22 protein-coding genes and 1 tRNA gene are annotated in these 16,959 nt (G+C 58.4%); 15 read left to right on the top strand and 8 right to left on the bottom strand.

Going from position 1 to position 16,959, the window contains the following annotated elements:
* Window positions 1–12 precede the first annotated feature (12 nt).
* The 3 genes from AC13Q5_RS03360 to AC13Q5_RS03350 are packed head-to-tail and all read right to left on the bottom strand — an operon-like array spanning window position 13 to window position 1,581.
* The gene (locus AC13Q5_RS03360; RefSeq protein WP_488500837.1) at window positions 13–495 is read right to left on the bottom strand and encodes a GNAT family N-acetyltransferase; all 483 of its coding nucleotides are present in this window, start codon (window positions 493–495) and stop codon (window positions 13–15) included.
* Between the two features lie 20 nt (window positions 496–515).
* On the bottom strand, window positions 516–1,034 hold the full coding sequence (locus tag AC13Q5_RS03355) for a GNAT family N-acetyltransferase (RefSeq protein WP_075852226.1): 519 nt from the start codon (window positions 1,032–1,034) through the stop codon (window positions 516–518).
* 37 nt (window positions 1,035–1,071) lie between these two features.
* Window positions 1,072–1,581, bottom strand: a complete 510-nt coding sequence (locus AC13Q5_RS03350) for a cupin domain-containing protein (RefSeq protein WP_075852227.1) — start codon at window positions 1,579–1,581, stop codon at window positions 1,072–1,074.
* 198 nt (window positions 1,582–1,779) lie between these two features.
* On the opposite strand from AC13Q5_RS03350, the gene AC13Q5_RS03345 reads away from it, so the two are divergent.
* From AC13Q5_RS03345 to AC13Q5_RS03335, 3 genes are all read left to right on the top strand, one after another.
* Window positions 1,780–2,235 carry a 6,7-dimethyl-8-ribityllumazine synthase gene (locus tag AC13Q5_RS03345; RefSeq protein ID WP_075852228.1) on the top strand — a complete coding sequence of 152 codons (456 nt, stop codon included), beginning with the start codon at window positions 1,780–1,782 and terminating at the stop codon, window positions 2,233–2,235.
* Between the two features lie 3 nt (window positions 2,236–2,238).
* Window positions 2,239–2,721, top strand: coding sequence for a transcription antitermination factor NusB (nusB, locus tag AC13Q5_RS03340; RefSeq protein WP_047627120.1), 483 nt, complete (start codon window positions 2,239–2,241; stop codon window positions 2,719–2,721).
* Between the two features lie 249 nt (window positions 2,722–2,970).
* A complete protein-coding gene (locus AC13Q5_RS03335; RefSeq protein ID WP_075852229.1) occupies window positions 2,971–5,109 on the top strand; it encodes a sodium-translocating pyrophosphatase in 2,139 nt (712 codons plus the stop codon).
* A 78-nt stretch (window positions 5,110–5,187) separates the two neighbouring features.
* Here AC13Q5_RS03335 and AC13Q5_RS03330 read toward each other — a convergent pair whose 3' ends face one another.
* On the bottom strand, window positions 5,188–5,697 hold the full coding sequence (locus AC13Q5_RS03330) for an outer membrane protein assembly factor BamE (RefSeq protein ID WP_075852230.1): 510 nt from the start codon (window positions 5,695–5,697) through the stop codon (window positions 5,188–5,190).
* A gap of 280 nt (window positions 5,698–5,977) precedes the next feature.
* Between AC13Q5_RS03330 and AC13Q5_RS03325 the strand changes: the two genes are divergently transcribed.
* The 8 genes from AC13Q5_RS03325 (at window position 5,978) to AC13Q5_RS03290 (ending at window position 12,511) form a co-directional block, all read left to right on the top strand.
* Window positions 5,978–6,541 carry a ubiquinol-cytochrome C chaperone family protein gene (locus AC13Q5_RS03325; protein ID WP_488500836.1) on the top strand — a complete coding sequence of 188 codons (564 nt, stop codon included), beginning with the start codon at window positions 5,978–5,980 and terminating at the stop codon, window positions 6,539–6,541.
* A gap of 9 nt (window positions 6,542–6,550) precedes the next feature.
* Entirely contained in the window at window positions 6,551–7,108 is a 558-nt protein-coding gene (locus tag AC13Q5_RS03320) for a YceD family protein (RefSeq protein ID WP_075852231.1), read from the top strand.
* Between the two features lie 102 nt (window positions 7,109–7,210).
* Entirely contained in the window at window positions 7,211–8,257 is a 1,047-nt protein-coding gene (gene plsX, locus AC13Q5_RS03315; protein ID WP_075852232.1) for a phosphate acyltransferase PlsX, read from the top strand.
* 19 nt (window positions 8,258–8,276) lie between these two features.
* Entirely contained in the window at window positions 8,277–9,248 is a 972-nt protein-coding gene (locus AC13Q5_RS03310; protein WP_488500835.1) for a beta-ketoacyl-ACP synthase III, read from the top strand.
* Window positions 9,249–9,355: 107 nt separating this feature from the next.
* Window positions 9,356–9,694, top strand: coding sequence for an integration host factor subunit alpha (locus AC13Q5_RS03305; RefSeq protein ID WP_069616254.1), 339 nt, complete (start codon window positions 9,356–9,358; stop codon window positions 9,692–9,694).
* A gap of 230 nt (window positions 9,695–9,924) precedes the next feature.
* Entirely contained in the window at window positions 9,925–10,470 is a 546-nt protein-coding gene (locus AC13Q5_RS03300) for a MerR family transcriptional regulator (RefSeq protein WP_075852234.1), read from the top strand.
* A 359-nt stretch (window positions 10,471–10,829) separates the two neighbouring features.
* A complete protein-coding gene (locus AC13Q5_RS03295; RefSeq protein ID WP_488500834.1) occupies window positions 10,830–11,933 on the top strand; it encodes a porin in 1,104 nt (367 codons plus the stop codon).
* 335 nt (window positions 11,934–12,268) lie between these two features.
* Window positions 12,269–12,511: a hypothetical protein gene (locus tag AC13Q5_RS03290; protein ID WP_488500833.1), complete on the top strand. Its 243-nt coding sequence runs from the start codon at window positions 12,269–12,271 to the stop codon at window positions 12,509–12,511.
* Between the two features lie 78 nt (window positions 12,512–12,589).
* On the opposite strand, the gene AC13Q5_RS03285 is transcribed toward AC13Q5_RS03290, so the two are convergent.
* Entirely contained in the window at window positions 12,590–12,850 is a 261-nt protein-coding gene (locus AC13Q5_RS03285; protein ID WP_488500832.1) for a hypothetical protein, read from the bottom strand.
* A 175-nt stretch (window positions 12,851–13,025) separates the two neighbouring features.
* Here AC13Q5_RS03285 and AC13Q5_RS03280 point away from each other — a divergent pair, with 175 nt between their 5' ends.
* Complete coding sequence (locus AC13Q5_RS03280) at window positions 13,026–13,424, top strand: BA14K family protein (RefSeq protein WP_488500831.1); 399 nt, start codon at window positions 13,026–13,028, stop codon at window positions 13,422–13,424.
* Between the two features lie 86 nt (window positions 13,425–13,510).
* A tRNA-Pro gene (locus AC13Q5_RS03275) sits at window positions 13,511–13,587 on the top strand.
* 36 nt (window positions 13,588–13,623) lie between these two features.
* On the opposite strand, the gene AC13Q5_RS03270 is transcribed toward AC13Q5_RS03275, so the two are convergent.
* Both AC13Q5_RS03270 and AC13Q5_RS03265 read right to left on the bottom strand, forming a co-directional pair.
* On the bottom strand, window positions 13,624–14,319 hold the full coding sequence (locus AC13Q5_RS03270) for a thermonuclease family protein (RefSeq protein ID WP_488500830.1): 696 nt from the start codon (window positions 14,317–14,319) through the stop codon (window positions 13,624–13,626).
* Window positions 14,320–14,412: 93 nt separating this feature from the next.
* Window positions 14,413–14,808 (bottom strand): hypothetical protein, encoded by a 396-nt coding sequence (locus AC13Q5_RS03265; RefSeq protein ID WP_488500829.1) that lies wholly within the window; start codon window positions 14,806–14,808, stop codon window positions 14,413–14,415.
* 237 nt (window positions 14,809–15,045) lie between these two features.
* Here AC13Q5_RS03265 and AC13Q5_RS03260 point away from each other — a divergent pair, with 237 nt between their 5' ends.
* The gene (locus AC13Q5_RS03260) at window positions 15,046–15,258 is read left to right on the top strand and encodes a hypothetical protein (RefSeq protein WP_075852240.1); all 213 of its coding nucleotides are present in this window, start codon (window positions 15,046–15,048) and stop codon (window positions 15,256–15,258) included.
* A 223-nt stretch (window positions 15,259–15,481) separates the two neighbouring features.
* Window positions 15,482–16,504: an extracellular catalytic domain type 1 short-chain-length polyhydroxyalkanoate depolymerase gene (locus AC13Q5_RS03255; protein WP_488500828.1), complete on the top strand. Its 1,023-nt coding sequence runs from the start codon at window positions 15,482–15,484 to the stop codon at window positions 16,502–16,504.
* Window positions 16,505–16,612: 108 nt separating this feature from the next.
* Here AC13Q5_RS03255 and AC13Q5_RS03250 read toward each other — a convergent pair whose 3' ends face one another.
* Window positions 16,613–16,903 carry a helix-turn-helix domain-containing protein gene (locus AC13Q5_RS03250; RefSeq protein ID WP_075852242.1) on the bottom strand — a complete coding sequence of 97 codons (291 nt, stop codon included), beginning with the start codon at window positions 16,901–16,903 and terminating at the stop codon, window positions 16,613–16,615.
* Between the last annotated feature and the right edge of the window lie 56 nt (window positions 16,904–16,959).

Raw genomic sequence — 16,959 nt, 5'->3', positions numbered from 1 at the left:
CGCCTCGGCGGCTTATGCGATCGTTTTTTCCATCAGGAAGTTCGGCAGAATCTGGCCGCGCTTTTCTACCTGCTGCGCGGTCATGACGACAAAGCCCTTGCGCTCGAAGAAGGGGCGGGCGGTCAGGCTCGCCTCGGTGAAAATCCGCTGAAAGCCCTGTTTACGGGCCGCATTTTCGACGGTCGCAAGCAACAGGCCGGCGACACCCTTTCCCTGATAGTCGGGCGAAACGAACATCATATCGAGGCATCCATCCGATTTCAGGTCGGTGAAGCCGATGGGTGTAGAACCATCCATTGCAAGCCAGGTCGGCCGGCTAGCTCGGTACTGCGCCCAGATTTCGGGATCATCGACCTTCGCCCAGGCGGCGATCTGCGCCGGGCTGTAATCTTTCGACGCGACCTCGCGAATGGCCCGCAGGAAAATGTCTATCGTGGCTTGGGTGTCGCTTGGTTCGTAACGTTTGACCGAAAACCTATCCTGAGGAACCGACATGATAGTTACCCCCGCAACGCCTATCGTTCGAATATGGCGTTGGACCTGTCCTTGAGCATGAGTTCGCCGATACGGTGGAAGCCGATCTTTTCGGCAACCCGCAGTGACGGTACGTTCTCGAGATCGACGATGCAGGTCATGCGCCGTCCTGCAAATTGCTTGTCCGCCCAGGCGATCGCCGCATTCATGGCTTCCGTCGCATAGCCCTTACCCTGCATCGGCGGCGTAATGCCCCAGCCGGCTTCCAGCGTGCCTTCCGTCATCGGCGTCATGTCGCGATGCAGATCGAGGAACCCCACTTCGCCGATCAATCGGCCGCTTTGGCGTTCCTCGACGGCAAAGAAACCGAAGCCGAGATGATGCCATAGGCCGGCATAGCGCAGTAGGCGAGCCCATACCTGCTCACGTGTCGGCATCTCGCCGCCGATGAAGCGGACGATGTCCTTGTGTTTCCAGAGCTCGAGGAATTCGTCGAAATCATCAAGTGTATGGCCGCGCAGCAGGAGCCGGTCGGTCGTCAGGGTTGGAATATGGGTCATCGGATTAGGTCTTCGCCGAAAATGTTCTTGGTGATGGTTAGTCGTTCGAGGCACCGGGCTCGCCGTCCCAATAATCGAGGTTGGCGGTAGCGGCGCGGCCAATGGCACGGAACGCCGTTTTGCCGTCGGTATAGGTTTTGGCCAGGAACTTGCCGGAATCGGGATATTCGACGATTTCGGTTCGCGCCTTCGTGGAAATGGCGAGATAGGTGAGCACGCTGGGGCCGACATTGATCAGCTGATGTGCCGTTTCCGGGCCGCCGGCCGGAGCGCCGAGCACATCACCCTTGCTGACCGCGATGCGCTGGTCGCCAAAGCGATATTCGCCTTCGCCGTCGAGAATGACGAACATCTCCTCCTCGACATGATGATTGTGAAACGGACAGCCGGATTTGCCCGGCGGTACCTCGTTGTAGCTGATGCCGAGCTGCTTCAGCCCGAGCTTCGTCCCGAAGGACGTGTCGCTGCCGGCAAAGAAGCTGCCTTGCTGCCAATGTTCCAGTTCAAGCTCGCCAACATTGACGGCGGGTGTGGATTTCTTCGTCATGAACCTCCCCCTCGCAGGCTTCAAATTATTATCGAAGCGGTTGCGTGTGCGGAAGCCACAATTTCCGCGGTGCGCCGATCATTTCCAAATAGGGTCGGAATCGGCGCGGGCCATTGAAAAACACTTGCCAAGCGAGGCCCGCCGTGGTTTGACCCGGGCCTAACAAGGTGCCGCGCCCTCTCAAATCGCAGGTGATATATGACCAGCTCTTCCAATGCTCATATCCTTATCGTCGAAGCTCGCTTCTATGATGATATGGCCGATGCCCTGCTCGACGGCGCCAAGGCCGCTCTCGACGAGGCTGGCGCGACCTATGATATCGTCACAGTCCCGGGCGCGCTTGAGATCCCGGCGGCAATTGCGATGGCGCTTGATGGCGGCGACAATGGTAATGTTGTTTATGACGGCTATGTCGCTCTTGGCATGGTTATCCGCGGCGAGACCTATCATTTCGATATCGTCGCCAATGAATCCTCGCGGGCGCTGATGGATCTGGCCGTCAGCGAATCTCTCGCGATCGGCAATGGTATTCTCACCGTCGAGAACGATGAGCAGGCATGGGCGCGTGCGCGCCGTTCGGACAAGGATAAGGGCGGTTTCGCCGCCCGTGCGGCGCTGACCATGATCGCGCTGAAAGAGAAGTTGGGTGCATAATAGATGAGCAATCAGGATAACGAGCGACCGGCAAAGCCAGCAAACCAGCGGGGCGCAGCGCGTCTCGCGGCGGTTCAGGCGCTCTATCAGATGGATATCGGCGGAACCGGCGTTCTGGAGGTGGTGGCTGAATACGAGGCCCACCGTCTCGGGCAGGAGCTGGATGGCGAGACCTATCTGAAGGCCGACGCATCCTGGTTCCGCTCCATCGTGTCGGGCGTCGTGCGCGAGCAGACCCGACTGGATCCCCTGATCGGCTCCGCCCTTCAGGACGACTGGGCACTGTCGCGCCTCGACAGCACCGTGCGCGCCATTCTGCGTGCCGGCACCTTCGAGCTTATCGACCGCAAGGACGTGCCGGTTCCGGTCATCGTCACCGAATATGTCGAGATCGCTCATGCCTTCTTCGAGGAGGACGAGCCGAAGCTCGTGAATGCCGTGCTCGACCGAATCGCCAAGCAGGTTCGCGGCGAAGCGAAGAAATAAGCTTCGCCAAGCGTTCGGATCGCGACGTAACGCATTTTCGTTTCCTTCATTCGCGCCTGATTTCAACTGCGAAAGTTCTTTTGAACCTCCTGCGGGTATTTTACCTGCGGGCGGTCTTGACGCGGCGTTTTCCCAACAGCAATCTCGCAACTGCACATCAGCCGATCCCCTGGAGGAGGGGGCCGACCGTTGTCGCAGGCGGCCGGGGGATGGAGTGAACCGCCGGCTTTTTTGGAGGGAAAAAGCGAAATGTCGATTCTTTTAGGAGTGATCGCATGCGGACTGCTCTCGGTGATTTATGCCGTATGGGCAACCCGGTCGGTGCTCGCTGCCGATCAGGGCAATGCCCGCATGCAGGAGATTGCCGGGTATATTCGTGAAGGAGCGCAAGCCTATCTGGCGCGCCAATACAGAACTATCGCCATCGTCGGGGTCATCGTTTTCATCGCGGCCTGGCTTCTCTTGTCGGCCGAAGCCGCTTTCGGCTTCCTGATCGGCGCAATCCTCTCAGGCGCCGCAGGTTTCATCGGCATGCATGTCTCCGTGCGCGCCAATGTCCGCACCGCGCAGGCTTCGTCGCAGAGCCTGTCCGCAGGCCTCGATATCGCCTTCAAGTCGGGCGCCATCACCGGCATGCTGGTTGCGGGTCTCGCCCTGCTAGGCGTCTCCATCTATTTCTACGTCCTGACCGGCATTCTCGGTCATGAAGCAGGCTCGCGCGATGTCATCGATGCGCTGGTCGCACTCGGCTTCGGCGCTTCGCTGATTTCGATCTTCGCTCGTCTTGGCGGCGGCATTTTCACCAAGGGCGCCGACGTCGGCGGCGACCTTGTCGGCAAGGTGGAAGCCGGCATTCCGGAAGATGATCCGCGCAACCCCGCGACCATCGCCGATAATGTCGGCGACAATGTCGGCGATTGCGCCGGCATGGCGGCCGACCTGTTCGAGACCTATGCCGTTTCGGTCGTCGCGACCATGGTGCTTGCCGCGATCTTCTTCGCCGGCTCGCCGATCCTCGGCTCGGCCATGATCTATCCGCTGGCGATTTGCGGCACCTGCATCATCACCTCGATCATCGGCACCTTCTTCGTCAAGCTCGGTGTCAATGGTTCGATCATGGGTGCCCTCTACAAGGGCCTCGTCGCAACCGGCGTCCTGTCGATCATCGGCCTGGCCGCAGCCACCTCGCTGACCATCGGCTGGGGTTCGGTCGGCACCGTCGCAGGCTTCGATATCACCGGTACGAAGCTCTTTACCTGCGGCATCGTCGGCCTCATCGTCACCGCATTGATCGTCGTCATCACCGAATATTATACCGGCACGAACAAGCGTCCGGTCAATTCCATCGCCCAGGCGTCGGTCACCGGTCACGGCACCAACGTCATCCAGGGCCTTGCCGTCTCGCTGGAGTCGACGGCGCTGCCGGCGATCGTCATCGTCGGCGGCATCATCGCCACCTACCAGCTTGGCGGCCTGTTTGGCACGGGTATCGCGGTCACCGCCATGCTCGGCCTTGCCGGTATGATCGTCGCTCTCGACGCCTTCGGCCCGGTCACGGATAATGCCGGCGGCATCGCGGAAATGTCGCATCTGCCGCCGGAAGTGCGCAAATCCACCGATGCGCTGGATGCGGTCGGCAACACCACCAAGGCTGTTACCAAGGGCTATGCCATCGGTTCGGCCGGTCTCGGCGCGCTGGTCTTGTTTGCGGCCTATGCGAACGATCTGCAATATTTTGCCGCTCACGGTGACAAATACCCGTACTTCGCCAATATCGGCACGATCTCGTTCGAGCTTTCGAACCCTTATGTCGTTGCCGGTCTGCTGTTCGGCGGCCTCATCCCCTATCTCTTCGGCGGTATCGCCATGACCGCCGTCGGCCGTGCCGCAGGCGCGATCGTGGAGGAGGTTCGCAAGCAGTTTCGTGAAAAGCCCGGCATCATGCAGGGTACGGAGCGTCCCGACTACGGCCGCGCCGTCGACCTTTTGACCAAGGCCGCCATTCGTGAAATGATCATCCCGTCGCTCCTGCCGGTTCTGGCGCCGGTCGTCGTCTATTTCGGCGTCCTGCTGCTCTCCGGTTCCAAGGCCTCGGCCTTTGCCGCTCTCGGCGCTTCGCTGCTCGGTGTGATTATCAACGGCCTCTTCGTCGCCATTTCGATGACGTCGGGCGGCGGTGCATGGGATAATGCCAAGAAGAGCTTCGAGGATGGTTTCGTCGACAAGGACGGAACCCGCCATATGAAGGGTTCGGAAGCCCATAAGGCATCGGTCACGGGTGACACCGTCGGCGATCCTTACAAAGATACGGCAGGCCCGGCCGTCAACCCCGCGATCAAGATCACCAACATCGTGGCCCTGCTTCTGCTCGCCATCCTTGCCGGCTAAGCGAAGCAAACCGAATGCATAAAGAAAAACCCGCGGGGCGCTGCGCTCCGCGGGTTTTCTTTGAAATGCTTCCCGGTCTTATTGGCCCGGATTGAGGTTGTTGAGGAAGTTCCTCGCGCCGTTGACGCCGCTGCCGCCGCCCTGGAGGATCTGCTGCAGGAAGGTGATGTCGCGACCGCCTGTTGGCGTCGTGCGGCTGATCATGTCAAAGACCTTGCCGTCCTTCAGCGTGTAGTTGGCTTCCTGCTTCACCACACCATCCTTGTCGAAATAGATCGCCAGAATGTTCTGATCGACCAGCTTCGGCTTCATGAAGGCGACGGCGCGCGTGCGCTTCTGGGAGATATAATAGAAGACTTCGCCGTCGAAGGTCGCTGTGGTCGACGGCGTACCGAGCGAGAGCAGAACCTGCTCGCGGCTCGAGCCGACCGGCGCAAGTGCCAGCGACTGCGGATCGAAGATGTAGCCGTTGTTCATGACCTCGCTGGTCTTGCAACCCGAAAGGCCCACGGTCGCAATCACCAGGGCGATGGCGGCAGCGCTGCTGAAAGTAATGTCAGACTTGAAATACCGTCTGGTCAACGACATCTCATCTCCCCTAATGAATCAATCCGATGGCCGGACGGCCGATATGACCTTGCTGTGCACATCATTGTGGCCTTTCCGCGATGGCAAAAGGCACAATCATGTTGTTCGGCACTCTTCGTCACCGATCATGCACAACGTGACGACGGTAAGGGCTGGAGCCTCGAAGCGGGCACAAACGGCATTGCAATTCGCGCCTGCTTCGGTAAACCAGCTTTTGCGTGGATGCAACAAGGCCAAGCAAAAACGGCGCGCTCCGAAGGAGCCAATTCCGGGAATTTTCATGATTTTTGGGCTCTTCCGCAAAAGAAATCACAATCAGATCATCGTCGTCAGGCAGTATGAGGTCCTGACATCCATGGCGCGGCAGCCGGTTTTCTACACCGATTACGACGTGCCCGATACGGTGATGGGGCGTTTCGAATTGCTGTCAGTGATGATGATCCTGTTCTTTCGCCGCACACGGTCTTCGGCCACAAGCGGCCAGGAGCTGGCGCAGGAAATCGTGGACGCTTTCTTCGAGGACATCGATTATTCGATCCGCGAACTCGGTATCGGCGACAACAGCGTGCCGAAGCGCATGAAGAAGCTGGCCGGCATGTTTTATGGACGGCTCGAAAGCTATGCGGGTGCCATGGATAGCGACGATCGCGTCGCGCTTGCCACGGCGCTACAGCGCAACATCTATCCCAAGGCGAGTGAAAGCACGGCATCCATGCGTTTGCTGGCCGATTGGATGATGATCGCGGAAGCATATCTGGCTACCATAAGTGAAAATCAGATCGCCACGGGCTCGGCGACGCTGCCGCTGCCGCTGCCGGATAAAGTCGGCCAACGAGCCGATTAGGAGATAAAAATGAAAAGACACGACTCCGACGAAACACCATTTTCCTATCCGGTGAAGGTGGGGCACATCTCTGCCAATCCGGTGGATGTGCATGTCGAAGCTGACGAGCGTGAGCTTGCCGGGCTCGCCGCACTTTGGGATGTTCTCTCAGTCGGCAAGCTCGAAGCCGATCTCAAGATTTCGCGCTGGAAGCGCGACGGCGTGCGCATCAAGGGCAATGTAAAGGCAAAGATCGTTCAGGCTTGCGTTGTCACACTCGAGCCGGTCGAATCTGATATCGACGAGGACTTCGAGCACATCTTCGTGCCCGAGGATTCCAAACTGGCGCGTGCGCCCTCTGTGGATGCCGGAGAAATGATACTTGATCCCGATGGTCCGGATCTTCCGGAGACATTTACCGGCGATACGATCGATGCTGGCGCGGTCGTCGCGGAATTTGCCGCGCTTGCTATCGATCCTTATCCGCGCAAGCCCGGCGTTGCGTTCGAAGGGCATATAGAAGACACCGGCGAAGACGACAGGAAGCCTTCGCCCTTCGCCGTCCTGAAAGATTGGAAAAAGGAATAGGCCCCGGTGCCGTTCGAGCACAATTCAGTTGTAACCGGGGGAGAAAACGGTATTTTGACGCCAAATTCGCCCGTCGCGGCGGAGAAAAAGGACTAGGGACGCGTGATCAGAATTTCTCTTGACCTAATGGGTGGCGACTTCGGCCCTGAGGTTGTTGTTCCCGGCGCGGCCAAGGCGCTGGATAGGCATCCCGATATCACATTCATCATGTACGGACAGAAGGAACGCTGCGAGGCGGTCCTCGGCAAATATCCCAAGCTTCGCGAAAAATCGGTGTTTCACGAATGCGAAGTTGCCATCAGCATGGATGAGAAGCCGAGCCAGGCGCTTCGCCGCGGCCGCTATGTCTCCAGCATGTGGCGGTCGATCGAGGCTGTAAAGACGGGCGACGCCGATGTCGTCGTGTCCGCCGGCAACACCGGCGCGCTGATGGCGATGGCGAAATTCTGTCTCCGCACCATGGCCAATATCGAACGTCCGGCAATCGCTGCGATCTGGCCGACGCTGCGCGGCGAAAGCATCGTGCTCGATGTCGGCGCCACGATTGGCGCCGATGCCCAGCAACTGCTCGATTTCGCCCTGATGGGCGGCGCCATGGCGCGCGCGCTCTTCGAGATTGAACGCCCGACCGTCGGTTTGCTGAATGTCGGCGTCGAGGAAATCAAGGGCCAGGAAGAAGTTAAGGACGCCGGCCGTCTTATTCGCGAGGCCAATCTCGAATCGCTTGAATATTCCGGCTTCGTCGAGGGCGATGATATCGGCAAAGGCACCGTCGATGTCGTCGTCACGGAAGGCTTCTCCGGTAATATCGCGCTGAAGGCCGCCGAGGGCACGGCAAAGCAGATCGGTGCCTATCTGCGCGCCGCCATGTCGCGTACGCTGCTTGCGCGCATCGGTTATGTCTTTGCCAAGGGCGCGTTCGACCTGCTGCGCGAAAAGCTCGACCCTAGCAAGGTCAACGGCGGCGTCTTCCTCGGCCTTAACGGCATCGTCATCAAGAGCCATGGCGGCGCGAATGCCGAAGCCTTCGCAGCTGCCATCGATGTCGGCTATGATATGGCCAAGAATGGGCTCACGCAGAAAATCGAAAACGATTTGAAGAGATATCATGCCAAACGGCTGCCCCCCATCGGGCCGGAAGCGGCATGAGAGACGGGGTACAAGCAGAATGATCCGTTCAATTGTTCGCGGCTTTGGGGCGGCGCTCCCCAAACGCGTCATGACCAATGCCGAGATGGAGCAAGTTGTCGATACGAGCGACGACTGGATCGTCCAGCGCTCCGGCATCCGTCAACGCTATATCGCCGGTGAAGGTGAAACCACGGCTTCTCTCGGCGAGCAGGCGGCGCGTGCCGCTCTCGCCAATGCCGGGATGACGCCGGATGATCTCGATCTCATCATTGTTGCCACCTCGACACCGGACAACACCTTTCCGGCAACGGCGGTGAATATCCAGAACCGGCTGGGCATGCATCATGGCTTCGCCTTCGACGTCCAGGCCGTCTGCACCGGTTTCGTCTATGCGGTAACCACGGCTGACGCCTATATTCGCGGTGGCCTTGCCAAGTGCGTGCTCGTCATCGGCGCCGAGACATTTTCCCGCATCCTCAATTGGACCGACCGCACGACCTGCGTTCTCTTCGGTGACGGCGCTGGTGCGCTGATCCTTGAAGCCGGCGAGGGGAGTGGCGCCAATAGTGATCGCGGCGTGCTGACGGCAAGCCTGCGCTCCGATGGCTCCCATAAGGAAAAGCTCTATGTCGACGGCGGCCCGTCCACGACGGGAACGGTCGGCGTCCTGCATATGGCGGGCCGTGAAGTGTTCAAGCATGCCGTCGGCATGATTACCGACGTCATTCAGGCCGCATTCGATGCGACCGACACCACGCCCGACGATCTCGACTGGCTCGTGCCGCATCAGGCCAATCGCCGCATTATCGATGGTTCCGCCAAGAAGCTCGGAATTGCTCCCGAGAAGGTTGTGGTCACCGTAGACCTTCATGGCAACACCTCGGCTGCATCCATCCCGCTTGCACTCGCCGTTGCTGCCGGTGACGGACGAATCAAGAAGGGCGACCTCGTGATGCTGGAGGCCATGGGCGGCGGCTTCACCTGGGGTGCGGTCCTGCTGCGCTGGTAGTGCCACTTCTCTAAAAGCCGTTCCGAACAAGAGCTTGACCGCTCGGCGCAACGGCAATAGTCTCGCAAAACTTGAAGAAGATTACGCAGCAATATGGGCGGGGAGCTATGACGGGCAAGACAGTGACGCGCGCAGACCTGGCGGAGTCGGTATTCCGGAAAGTTGGTCTCTCCAGAACGGAGTCGGCAGAGCTCGTCGAGACTGTGATCGATGAAATTTGCAACGCCATCGTGCGTGGAGAAACGGTAAAGCTCTCCTCGTTTGCGACATTCCAGGTGCGTGACAAGAATGAGCGCATTGGGCGCAACCCGAAGACCGGCGAGGAAGTGCCGATCTCCCCGCGGCGTGTCATGACCTTCAAGGCGTCGAACGTCCTCAAGACCCGCATTCTGAAAGCGCATGCGAGCCGCAAGGCGAAGGCCAAGCCGGTAAATCCTGCCTCCTGATTCATCCTTGTGATTTCTGTTTTTGCTCGGCTGTACGCTTTGTCGTGCGGTCGGTTTGGGACGTCTTCTGTGCTGATTTGTCGCCAGCCTGTGCAGCGGCTGAAGATGTGACTTGAATTTCCGCCGCCAAACCGTTGAAATATGGTGAGTCGTATCATGGTGCGATACGAATGCCGATATCCGCTTTTGCGTGATCCGGCTAAACGGCGCCGCGGGCGCAGTGCGGGAGTATGATGATGGACAAGAGCCCGGATGCATTTCGCACGATCAGCGAAGTCGCGGAAGACCTTGATCTGCCGCAGCATGTCCTACGGTTCTGGGAGACCCGGTTTCCGCAGATAAAGCCGATGAAGCGGGGTGGTGGCAGGCGCTATTATCGCCCTGAAGATGTCGACCTGCTGAACGGTATCCGCCATCTGCTCTACGATCATGGCTATACGATCAAGGGTGTGCAGAAGCTCCTGAAGACCAACGGCAACAAGTTCGTCATTGCGGTCGGGCATGGCGATCTGGCCAGTGTGGAAGCGCTTGCCGCTGCGCAGGAGCCCGCGACCGTCGAGCCCCGTGTCGCCTCTGCCAATTCCGACGAAGATCAAATCGTCGGCCGCGCCAAGGCGCCGATCAGTCGCCGCTTCTTCAATTTCGTCAGCGGTGATGACGGTGTGCCTGATGTCTCAATCGGCAAATCGAGCGTCGGCAAGGAGGATCGGGCTTTGCTTCAGGAGACGCTTTACGATCTCCTGGAATGCAAGCGCCTCCTCGATCAGGTGCGATAAGGCAGCCCGTACGCATTGGGGCCGCACGCGTTGGGGATTGCGTGCTGACGCGCATTGTATTTCGCAATCCATACAACCTTGGAGCGGATTCTCCGGTCCGGAGTCTATATTGGGTATGTTTGGCCCGTTCGGTTTGTCATTGCGACAGGTGCGTGATATTTTTGTCACGTCCGCCACCCTTCTGCGTTGTAAAAATTAGTTCGGCAGCCTTATTAACTTGCTGTGGCAAGGTCACGGGTTCAGTTTGACGGCGAAGCTAATTGCTTCGCCCTGTTTGAGGGGAACAGTCAGGCTATGGAGGGGCACGTTGTTGTCTGCCGGGAGACTCCATCTCTGACGTATAGTCGAATGGAGACACCATGAACATCAAGAGCCTTCTTCTTGGCTCCGCCGCTGCAATTGTTGCAGCGAGCGCCGCCCATGCCGCCGACGCTATTGTAGCCGCCGAACCCGAGCCGCTTGAATATGTCCGTATCTGCGATGGATACGGCACAGGCTATTTCTATATTCCCGGTACCGAAACCTGCCTGAAGATCGGTGGAAAGGTTCGCACGGAGGGCGAGTGGTATGACGCCTATAATCCGCGCAGCAAGGTTGGCACGCTCTGGCATGAGCGTGTGGAGCTTAATGTCGATACGGCGACCGACACTGAATATGGTCCGTTGAAGACCAACACCATCTTCCGCTGGGAGTGGAACGATGGGGGCGCAACCTCCGCCAAGTTGCTGTTCGCCAACATCAGCCTCGGCGGCTTCACAGTTGGCAAACTCGACTCTCAGTACAATCTTTACGTGGGCTATGCGGGTGATGTCGTCAACGACGACGTCATCTATGACGGTCCGTACGAATTGAACCAGCTGACCTACAAGTATGATACCGGCAACGGTTTTTCGGCTGTGATCTCGCTTGAAGATTCAAACTCCACTTCCGACGGCGAGGCTTCCTACGGTGCCAGCTGGTGGACGGACGACAAATCCAACCACTACGCTCCCGATGTCGTTGCCGGTCTTGGCTACACGACCGAGAACTGGGGCATCAAGGTCGTCGGCGGTTATGACTCCATCGTTGAGGAAGGTGCCATCAAGGCTCGTCTCGATGCCAAATTTGGCGGCGTGGAAGCCTTTCTGATGGGTGGTTGGAATACCGATGGCGACAAGCTGAACAAATATGCCGGCACCAACCAGGATATCTCAGCCTGCACGACCTCGAGCGGCACCAACGCGGCCAAGTGTGGCTGGGGTGACTGGGCGCTCTGGGGCGGTGTCGGCGTTCCGGTCAACGACAAGCTGAAGTGGAATCTGCAGCTTGCCTACACAGAGTCGAAGATGTTCGAAGCGACCACAAACCTCAAGATCTATCCGGTCAAGGATTTCCTGGTCGAGCCGGAACTCACCTATGTGCATTACGACTACATCAAGGATGATACGGTCGCCGGCATCCTTCGTTTCGAACGGAACTTCTGATCGAAAATACGCCCGCAGTCTCGACGGGCTGCGGGCATACAAATCGGATATGAAGGCCCCGTCATTGAGCGGGGCCTTTTCATTTTGCGCTAACCTGCTATCCGCCTGTTAAGCACGATGCCATCCTTGCGTGCAGTTTTGCCACGGTTTGACGGATTTTCACGCGGCGCTTGATAAGGTTGGCTTGCTAAAGCTTACCTTTGGCTGTATTTCGCTTTCCCGGGGTTGTATCCTAAATTGCCGGAGGGAATATGCGCATACGTGCCACAATGGCGGCGAGCCTTGTCGCTATATCAACCATTCTATCGAGCTGTCAGACGCCGCAGGAATCTGCGATGAACGCAGAGATGACCTGCCAGTCGCAAGGGTTCCGCCCGGGAACGCAGCGTTACAATCGCTGCGTCGGCGCGACTTACCAGTCCAATCGTGCCCAGGCGCAACAGGCGGAAAACCAGGCTGCTGCTCTGGCTGCGGCCGGTATTATCGGCGGCGTTCTCGTAGGCGCCGCTGTCAGCGATAATCATCATCGCGGCTATTACGGCCGTCCCTATTATCGCCGCTGCTATCGCTGCTGGTAAGCGTGGCTTCCATCTTGATTACATCATGCTCCGTCGGCTTGTGCCGGCGGAGTTTTTGTTTTCAAGCGTAACGAGCAGTTAGTCTGGCGGGCTCATTTCCTGGCGGTTGACGAGTTTCAGGCTTCGGTCTGGCTGGACGATGTAGGTCTCCTCGACTTCCTGGCCCCATTGGTTTGTGAAGTGGTGCTGGAATTGCGATCCGGGAGGCGATTTCGTCAGTTTCATTTGCGGCTGGCCGCCATAGGTGATGCTGCCCGGGATGGGCTGTACCGATTCGGTCGCGTTGCACGCAGAAAGCAGCGGTGCGCACAACAGGAGAGTCATTATATAGGGCTTCATTGCTTTGGCTTTCCGCCCACTTTCCGTCTTGCGAAATCCGTCGCACAATAAAGACGGAAGGGCATCTATGAGTGTGGCTCCAAATCACTATATACAGATAATGACGGCGTGCTCGGCAGCAAGGTTGTTGTGCAGATTTACTTGATGGCGCCGCCGGATTTCGAAGGAGTCGCATATGTTTACGATTGCGAGATCGATAACTGCCGCAGGCTTTGGTCTTTTGCTGGCGGCCGGTGTCGCCATGCCGGCGAATGCCATCCCGATGCCGACCTTGACCGTGCCTGCAACCGAACAGTCGGACATCATACAGGTTCGCGATCACGGCCATTGGCATCACCATCATAATCGTTGGGGCAGCGGCCATCGGCTGCATGGCAATGATAGTTACTACGACGACGATTCGGACAGTGGCGTGCTCTTCAAATCTTTCGTGACCGGCACTCTGTTCAACAGACAGGGCTCGCAGAGTTATTACAGTGGCCATGCGCGTGATTGTGCAAGCCGCTACCGCTCTTACCGCGCCTCCGATAACACCTATCAGCCGAGCCACGGACCGAGACAGGTGTGCCGCTGAACGGCAACTTTTTCTGAGCAGGCCAACACTTTTCGCTTGCGTCGGGAAACGCTAAACTCTAAACGAAACAAGCCGTTTCGGCAGGTCGGGGCGTAGCGCAGCCCGGTAGCGCACTTGACTGGGGGTCAAGGGGTCGCTGGTTCGAGTCCAGTCGCCCCGACCATTTATCTCCTTGAACTCCCAATCGAATTTCTGAAAATCAGCTACACCAGGATGTCGCCTGGCCGGTCCAGCGGCGTGCCAGGCCTTCTGACACCATTTGGTCGCCGAGCGAGCGCCCCGCGCGCATGGCAATTCGCAGCTTGCCGCCATTCGGGTCGTCGCGACGGCTGCTGCCGGAAAGCACGAAGCTTCCATCGTTGAGAATGGCCTGCAAGCGCAGTTTCGCGGCCACGCCTCTCTGTCTCTCGCTCGGGCAGCGCGCGGTACCGGCATCCGGCACATCGATATCGGCCAACTGAATGCGGATGCCATCCTGCCAGAAGGTATTGCCATCGACGACGCAATTCGTGCCCGAGCCGGCGCCGCACAGCACGAAACGACCGCCGGACTGTGCCCGCAAGCTGGGTATGGGTCGTTCAACCGGTATCTTGTTGATCGGCATCGCCACGGGAATGGCCACGGGCGGCACCGGCAGGGTGGATGTCGTGCGCGGCTCCGAAGTGATCGCCGCCGTCTTTATCTGCGGTTTTGCCGCCGGTACTGGCGTCTCCCGGGCCATATGCGGCATGCTGGCGACTGCACCGGCATGAGCCAGCATTGACGGCATATCCTTGCGATGTTGATAGGCGTATATGCCGGCTACTGTCGCCAGGCCGACAACACCCCATAGCCACATCGAATTGCCCGCCTTGGACTGCGGCTTGCGCCGCGTGCGTCGTTTCGCTTTCGCCATGGTATCGTCCCTCAATTGCGAGGGGGATTATCGCCGCGATTTCTTACCGATCCGTTGGCTTTGGCGGAGATCATGAACTGCGATGGGGCAGGGCTACTTCGCCGCCGTTGTCGGCGGCTTCAGTTTCACCGACATCGTCACCTGTCCGTTGATGGAAAGTCTCGTGCCGCGATTGTCGAGATTGTTGACCGAGGTATTGCTCGACAGAGCACTGATCTCGCAGGCATCGGCGATCGTGTCGAGCAGGGTGGCGCAGCTACTTGCGGCAATCTTGTAGAAGGATTTCAAGGCCTTCTCCTGCTGCTCCTCGCTGTTGCCGTCCGCCACGGGATAGGAGATTGATATTCCCGATTGCACAGAAATATATCCTTCGGGCGGCTGGCGAGGATTGCGCAGCGGGAGATTAGAAAAATTCTGTGCTGCAGCCGGCAGGGCCAAGCCGGCAAACGCCAGGCTAAGAGCAGTCCGGATCAGAAGTCTGGTCATCATTGTGCCTCCGTTTTTCCGCTTATCGCAGATGCGGAGAAAGGCTTGGTGATGCACTAACTTAAAATTGTACCTTCGATCGAAATTTCCGTAAAATTTGCGAATCAGAAATGTATCACGCTGAAATGCTTCCTTGCCAACCCCGTATGCAAGGCGCATAGTCCAGCTCTGTCGTCGGGAATAAAACGGGTGCCGGCGAAGTACTGCGTGCTTCTGCCCGACGGACAATGAGACGCGCAAATGCTGGACACACCTATCCATCCACGAGACCTGCCGCTGTTTTCCGATGATCTGGATCGCCTTGAGAAGGTTCTGGACATCGTCTGCAAGGATCGTGGCATGAACCCTCGCAGCCTTGAGGCCGAACGTCTGGGCGCGCTGATTATTCAGCTTTATCGCCAGGGCGTGAAGGACGATGCGAAGCTGCTCGCGCTTGCACGGGCTTATTTCTGACGCATCTGCGTTTTTTTATGGCCGAAAATCTAATCGATTTAAGCTGATTTCACATAGCTGCAATGATGCTTTGTGCCTGTTCGAAGCGGACCGGCCTCCCTATATTTGCTGCGTTGCACAAAGAGATTCGATTTCTCGATGTCACTGATTCTGGAAAGGAACAGTGCGCGCCAGCCTGCAGCGGAAGAAAAACCGACCGCGGCTGACGTGGATAGAAAGGTCCATGATGAATTTTAAAGTTCCGAGCCGGCTTCGCCGCTTGCTTGTCGATTCCGTCGAGCTGCCGCAGCTCAAGTTTCCGATGACGCAGCCGCTGTCTCAACCGTCGCGCCGTCGCGTTTCCACGCGTCCGTCGCCGCAGCGGCTGACGGAAGTTTTGTGGTTCGGCCGCAATCCCGGCAATCTGCGCATGCTCGAATATGTGCCGCCGGGCGTAAAGGGGCCTATGCCGCTCGTCGTCGTCCTGCATGGCTGTCATCAGAATGTCGAGGATTTCGATCGCGCCAGCGGCTGGACGGCGCTTGCCCGCCAGCATGGATTTGCCGTGCTTTATGCGGAGCAAAAGGCATCGAACAACCCGAATCTCTGTTTCAACTGGTTTCGCCCGAGCCTGGTCACGCGCGACCGCGGTGAACTCGGCTCTATCAGAGAAATGATCGATTTCAGCCGCCGCCTACATGCGATCGACGATAGCAGGATTTTTGTCATGGGCCTCTCGGCCGGTGGCGCTGTGGCAGCCGCATTGCTCGCAACCTATCCGGAAGTGTTTGCCGCAGGCGCCATCATCGGCGGCCTGCCTTTCGGCGCTGCCCGTGACGCGATGTCGGCGCTTGACGTCATGAAGCGCGGCTCAAGCCGCCCGGCTGAAAAATGGGGCGAGCTCGTTCGCGAAGTTTCCCCCGAAGCTGCTCGCTATCCGGTCGTCTCCATCTGGCATGGCGATGCCGATGATGTCGTGTCCTTTGCCAATGCGGAGGCATCCGTCGCGCAATGGCTGGCTGCCCGTGAGCGCCCGCGCACCAAGGGCCGGCTGCGTCTTTTCGAAGGCGGCGAGCGGCGCGAATGGCGCGACGACTATGGTCATATGATTCTGGAGCTGGTGACGCTGAACGATTTCGGGCACGGTCTGCCGATTGGCCCCATTGTTGAAGGCTGGGAGCCGGCAAACAACACGGAACGCTACATCCTGCCAGCTGCCCTTTCGGCGCCTGAAGAGCTTGTCAAAAACTGGAATCTTGCAGCCTGAAATAGGCCGGCCAATGCTGCCTAGCGATTTTGCGATAGCGGTTTAGTAATGGCCCGAGGGTCTGAAATGCAGGGAGCGGTCCTTGGAGATCGCGACCTGCTCTAGCCATTAATCGTCATTGGTGGCATTCAGGTTTTCCGGCCGAATGCCGTCATTTTCAGACCATTGTTTGAAGCGAATGCCGGGGCCGCCCACGCCGTCGCTGCCACCGGCGAGGAAAAGTACGCCGTGGTTTTCGAGGACGGAACGAACCGTCGCAAGTGCCCTCATGTCCGCTGAACCGTCACCTGTTTCCAGTGCTTCGATTGTCGAAACCGGGAGTTTGCTCTCGCTGGCGAGCGTTTCCACCGTCAGTCCGAGCATGGCGCGCGCGCCGCGCAATTGTGCTGAAGTAATCATAAGTTAAGTCTATCGCATCGGCTCGAAAAGCGGAACCGATTTTGAATGAAAATCGC

It is taken from the genome of Martinezella sp. CNPSo 3964 (assembly GCF_057784375.1).
This window is presented reverse-complemented; position numbering and strand designations above follow the sequence as displayed.